Source organism: Vibrio sp. V03_P4A6T147 (genome assembly GCF_002241085.1).
GTDB classification, from domain to species: domain Bacteria; phylum Pseudomonadota; class Gammaproteobacteria; order Enterobacterales; family Vibrionaceae; genus Vibrio; species Vibrio anguillarum.
The window spans coordinates 1-4,771 of the sequence record NZ_NDIO01000213.1; the positions used below are offsets into that span (position 1 = coordinate 1).

At 41.9% G+C, this 4,771-nt stretch carries 6 protein-coding genes; 4 read left to right on the forward strand and 2 right to left on the reverse strand.

What is annotated here, in order from left to right; all coding sequences use genetic code 11:
* The 3 genes from B9J84_RS08440 to B9J84_RS08450 all read left to right on the forward strand — a co-directional run.
* Positions 1 to 699 (forward strand): DUF2931 family protein (locus tag B9J84_RS08440; protein WP_143698847.1); only part of this gene is annotated, 699 nt, incomplete at its 5' end.
* A gap of 22 nt (positions 700 to 721) precedes the next feature.
* Entirely contained in the window at positions 722 to 1,465 is a 744-nt protein-coding gene (locus tag B9J84_RS08445) for a DUF2931 family protein (RefSeq protein ID WP_013868310.1), read from the forward strand.
* Positions 1,466 to 1,541: 76 nt separating this feature from the next.
* A complete protein-coding gene (locus B9J84_RS08450; RefSeq protein WP_094123942.1) occupies positions 1,542 to 1,937 on the forward strand; it encodes an MAPEG family protein in 396 nt (131 codons plus the stop codon).
* A gap of 9 nt (positions 1,938 to 1,946) precedes the next feature.
* Here the strand turns inward: B9J84_RS08450 and B9J84_RS08455 are convergent, their stop codons facing one another.
* Entirely contained in the window at positions 1,947 to 2,570 is a 624-nt protein-coding gene (locus B9J84_RS08455; protein ID WP_094123943.1) for an START domain-containing protein, read from the reverse strand.
* A 172-nt stretch (positions 2,571 to 2,742) separates the two neighbouring features.
* On the opposite strand from B9J84_RS08455, the gene B9J84_RS08460 reads away from it, so the two are divergent.
* Positions 2,743 to 3,492 (forward strand): ABC transporter substrate-binding protein, encoded by a 750-nt coding sequence (locus tag B9J84_RS08460; protein ID WP_019281428.1) that lies wholly within the window; start codon positions 2,743 to 2,745, stop codon positions 3,490 to 3,492.
* Between the two features lie 59 nt (positions 3,493 to 3,551).
* Here the strand turns inward: B9J84_RS08460 and B9J84_RS08465 are convergent, their stop codons facing one another.
* On the reverse strand, positions 3,552 to 4,508 hold the full coding sequence (locus B9J84_RS08465) for an AEC family transporter (protein WP_094123944.1): 957 nt from the start codon (positions 4,506 to 4,508) through the stop codon (positions 3,552 to 3,554).
* Positions 4,509 to 4,771 lie beyond the last annotated feature (263 nt).

Consider the following 4,771-nt stretch of genomic DNA (forward strand, 5'->3'; position numbering starts at 1 on the left):
GCATTGTTGAATGCTTGCTCATCGTATGCTGGGTCGATACCGGAGACGCCATGGAGTGTCAGTATCTCTATGCCCACTTTTTATCCTGTCAGTGTTACTCAAGCCTATGGGGTGAACGATGCGCAAGATTGGACATCCCCTTTACATACTTTTTCTCAGTTTATGAGGATTAGTGCATTCGAGAATATCAACAAACGATTTCATGAATACGATGGCTTCGGATTACCAATCCAAGATTATGCAATGAACCAGAAAAAGCAGGTAGTACAAATTAAGCTACCACCCGATACTCTTTACTTGTATTGGGTTTCACTTATTAACACCCAGTTTTATGTCACCAAATATACTGTATCTGAAGACGTTAAAAGTTTGATGGCAAGAAAAAGTCTTTACCAAAATCGAGATGGTTCATTGGGTAATGTTTGCTATCGCACCGAATTCGTGTTCGGTTTACTGCCCAATGGGCAAGCCAAGGTTTGGCTAAGAGGCTGTGGTGAAATCATCTATTTAGCTGAGCTGGGACCGGATAGAGTATTGGATCGTGATAGTAATGGGTTTGATGAAGAAAGATATAAACAGGGTTCTTTACTAAATGATATACAACAACGCGCAAAAGACGCAGGTGTATCAATTGCCCCGATTCCTTGGGATAAAGTAAATAAGGTGTATTCAATGGAAGAGATCAAATCTCTTAATTAACAATCTTTGATCAGAACGTAAAATGTATTTCAAAAGTGTATCTATTTTGTTAATCACGGCATTGTTAAATGCCTGCTCATCGTATGCGGGGCCAATACCAGAGAAGGCATGGAGTGTTAGCGTCTCTATGCCCTCTTTTTACCCTGTTAAAGTGACTCAAGCTTATGGAGTAAATGAGGCGCAAAACTGGACATCTCCTTTGCATACCTTTTCTCAGTTTATGAGAATCAGTGATCTAAAAAATGTTCAAGGTTGGTTACCTGAATATGATGGTTTTGGGTTGCCTGTTCATAGTTTTGCTATGAATACGCAGGGTGAGCAGGTTGTAAAGATTAAATTACCACCAGATAGTCTTTACTTGTACTGGGTTTCACTTATTAACACCCAGTTTTATGTCACCAAATATACTGTATCTGAAGATGTGAAAAGTTTGATGGCACAAAAAAGTCTTTACCAAAATAGAGATGGTTCATTGGGTAATGTTTGTTATCGCACCGAATTCGTGTTTGGTTTACTGCCCAATGGGCAAGCCAAAGTTTGGTTAAGAGGTTGTGGTACGACCATCTATTTAGCTGAATTGGCACCAGATAAAGTCATGGATCGCGATAGCAATGGTTTTGGTGTGGAAACGTATAAGCAGTCTGGTTCTTCATTAGAGCGTATTCACCAACGCGCAAAAGACGCAGGTGTATCAATTGACCCGATTCCTTGGGATAAAGTGGATAAGGTGTACTCGGCTCAGGAGATTAAGCCACTCCAGCACTAGAGATTGCTTTGAATCAGAGTGGTGACCTGAACGTGTTTGATGCACTACTATAGAGGCACTACTGACTTGAAAAGGAATGACCATGGTTACTGCTCTATATGCATCGATACTTTCAGTATTATTTTTGTGGCTAGCGATTAACGTTATTAAACAGCGTCGGGCTAACCAAGTGAGATATGCCGATGGTGGAGTACCAGCACTGCAATTAGCTCGCAGCGCGCAAGGAAATGCCGCAGAATACATTCCTATTACTTTAATCTTAATGGGGTTATTGGAGTTTAATGGTGCCAGCGTATGGTGGATCCACGGGGTGGGTATTACGTTTATCGTTGGCCGAATTTTACATGCCAGAGCGATTTTAAGTGACCAACTTAAAGGGCGGATTCGTGGTATGAAGCTAACGTTCAGTGCGATGGTTATCTTGATCGTGCTGAATATTATTTACCTTCCTTTTGGCCAAGTATTGGGTTAAGAATGCTATTCATTCACGGCAGGGTGAAGTTTGATAGGTGGCCAATTCTCGGCGCAAGCCTTCAAATGTGGTAAAGGCACTGTCAGTGGACAGTTTGTTCACTAACCAGTTAGGTAGTGCACCTCCTGGATTAGCGAAGGCAATATAATCGATGTGAGTCATACCATTAGTCAGTTTTTGCAGCGTCCAATGTGCGTTGACTTGAGTGATACGGATGTATCCCGGTTGTTCAGGCAAGTAATTTAGGGCATCCACTATGTCTAAACTTAAACCATTAGGTAGCATCTCAAATTTTGAATAAGTCACCATATCTCTGTTTTTAGCTGGCCATGGTGCCGAGAATTGGGTGTAAACAATATTCTCGGTATCTGAAATTTTTTTCAGCACACGGCTGTTACTCACGTTATCTATCCAGTTTGGTACATGTTCACTGTCATCTAATAGCCGCATAAAAGCGAAATAGCTGGTGGGTACAAACATTTGCGCCCGTATTTGGACTAAGCCATCGCTATGGTATCGCGAGTAGATCGTAATGCCGTCTTCTGATTTTACCTGTAACCAATCGACCGAAGTCGCTGCCAAACTAGCAACATTGCTAAATAGTAGGCTTAAACCAACTATCCATTTCATCATGGTTCTTTCCTCATTGATGTTGTAGCACGTGGCCTTATTTTTGTCGTGTTGGTTACAAAAAGTGGGTTTAAGAACTGCACTAGCATAAAAACATAAATATATTATGTATACGTTTTGTTTTATTAGTTTTTGTTATGTTTCTTAAAAGTTTGCTCAATGTTCAGGTACGGCAATGAAATCTTTAAGATGGTATGAGGTTTGGTTCTGTCTCATCCTATCATGGATTTCTATCCCCGTATGGGCAGCGCCATCCTCAATACACAATAGTCATATCATTCGTATTAGTGCGGGTGAATGGCCGCCGTTTATTGGTCAACATCTTGAAAATAATGGTTTTGTTGCTGAGATCATCCGTAAAGCATTTAAGGATGCTGGCTACGAAGTTGAGTTTCATTTTTTCCCATGGGCGAGAGCATACGCCGAAGCCAAAGCTGGACGTTATGATGCAACTGCTATTTGGATGTTTAACCAAGAGCGGACGGTAGATTTTTATTATAGCGAAGCGGTGAGCGATGAACGCTTCGTGTTTTTTCACCATAAAGAAACCGACTTTCACTGGGAAAGCCTCTATGATCTTAAGGGGTTACATTTAGGAGGTGGCATTGCCTACAGCTATGGTGCCGAGTTAGATAGATTGTTAGAGACGCAGCAAATAAAAATGTCTCGAGTCAATGATCCAAAACAGAACTTCGAACGGCTGGCGAAAAAGCGGATTGATCTCATGCCAGAAGAAATTCATATCGGTTATTACACTCTGGATAAATACTTACCGCAATGGCGAGAAATGATTACGCACCATCCCAAACCTTTTCTCATCAATAATAACTATCTGTTGTTCCCTAAAATGGGTGAACGAAGTGAGCAACTGTTGACGCTATTTAATCATGGACTGAAAGAAAGTGATGTCTCCATGATGGAATGATTCGCTCTTTTTTGAATGGCCCTTCCTGACTTACCTTTCCGCAGTGAATTAAAAGGCGGTTAGATTAAGTTCAGAGACGCGAGCAGAAAGATGCCTAGTGTACAAGTAAACAGTGAAAATACGGTCGTCAATGCAATGATGTTGGCCGCTAAGGTTGCATTTCCTCCCATAGCTCTAGCCATAACATAACTGGCCGCAGCGGTAGGGGATGCACTCATCAAAAAGACTAGCCCGAGATCTAACCCGCGAAAGCCAAAAAGTAACGCACCCGATGTGATCAATATCGGGGCGAGAATCAGCTTATGGGCAGTGGCAAACCAAGTCGGTGCTTTGTCGCTTCTGAGTGAACCTATATTGAGTGAGCCGCCAGTACACAGTAGTGCTAATGGTAGTGTCATATTGGCAAAGTATTGGCCAGCATCAGTGACCATTTTCGGGATTGGAAGGGATAAGGAATAGCATAAAACACCGAGCAGAATACCAATAATCAGTGGGTTTTTGGTGAGTGTTTTGGCAATCACTCCAGCGGCTTTGAGCCCTGAACTCTCCCCTTTTGGCGTGAGTGTTATCACCGCTTGAATATTATAAAGGATAGTGGTTGCGGCAACGTACATCGCCGCTAATGCTAACCCAGGTTCGCCATAAGTATTTGCGACATAAGCCAAAGCGATAATAGCGGTATTCGCACGAAACCCGCCTTGGATGATCACGCCGTGATCCAGATGTTGTGGGAACGCTTTTTTGGTGAAAAAAGTCGTGAAAAGAAAAAATAGGAAATTAGCGAGTAGTCCATAGCCAATCAGTGCTGCACTGGAAGAAAAATCGTGCTGTGATTTGACGATGCTAAGAAATAGCATGGCTGGTAAGGTGACTTGGAATACGATGCGTGACGCGACATCGATGAAATTATCGTTGATAACCCCCGTTCGCTTTAGTACAACGCCCAGTACTAACATCAAACAGATAGGCCCTGTAATTGAGGCCGAAAACAAAAGTTGTTCGATAATCGTTGTCATATCAATCCATTGAAGTTGCTCATAGCGTTGCTATTCTTCCACAGTTCCTCATTTTGCAAAATCAAATTTGCAAATTGCAGTATTAGAGCATGCCCATTCTGTGTTTACTGAGCGTGTTATTACGCCGGCTCGCCTGATTGGCGACGAGAAGAACGAGCGCTGCAACAGCGCAGATGCAATTTTATTTAACCAAATAAAATACTTAATAAAATCAAAAACTTTTAATTAGAATTAGTACGAACGTTCTATTTTATTAAGAGGAA

Bases quoted from the DNA above. Each gene is read 5' to 3' on its own strand.
- B9J84_RS08445 (WP_013868310.1), top strand. From the start codon at position 722: ATGTATTTCAAAAGTGTATCTATTTTGTTAATCACGGCATTGTTAAAT.
- B9J84_RS08450 (WP_094123942.1), top strand. From the start codon at position 1,542: ATGACCATGGTTACTGCTCTATATGCATCGATACTTTCAGTATTATTT.
- B9J84_RS08455 (WP_094123943.1), bottom strand. From the start codon at position 2,570: ATGATGAAATGGATAGTTGGTTTAAGCCTACTATTTAGCAATGTTGCT.
- B9J84_RS08460 (WP_019281428.1), top strand. From the start codon at position 2,743: ATGAAATCTTTAAGATGGTATGAGGTTTGGTTCTGTCTCATCCTATCA.
- B9J84_RS08465 (WP_094123944.1), bottom strand. From the start codon at position 4,508: ATGACAACGATTATCGAACAACTTTTGTTTTCGGCCTCAATTACAGGG.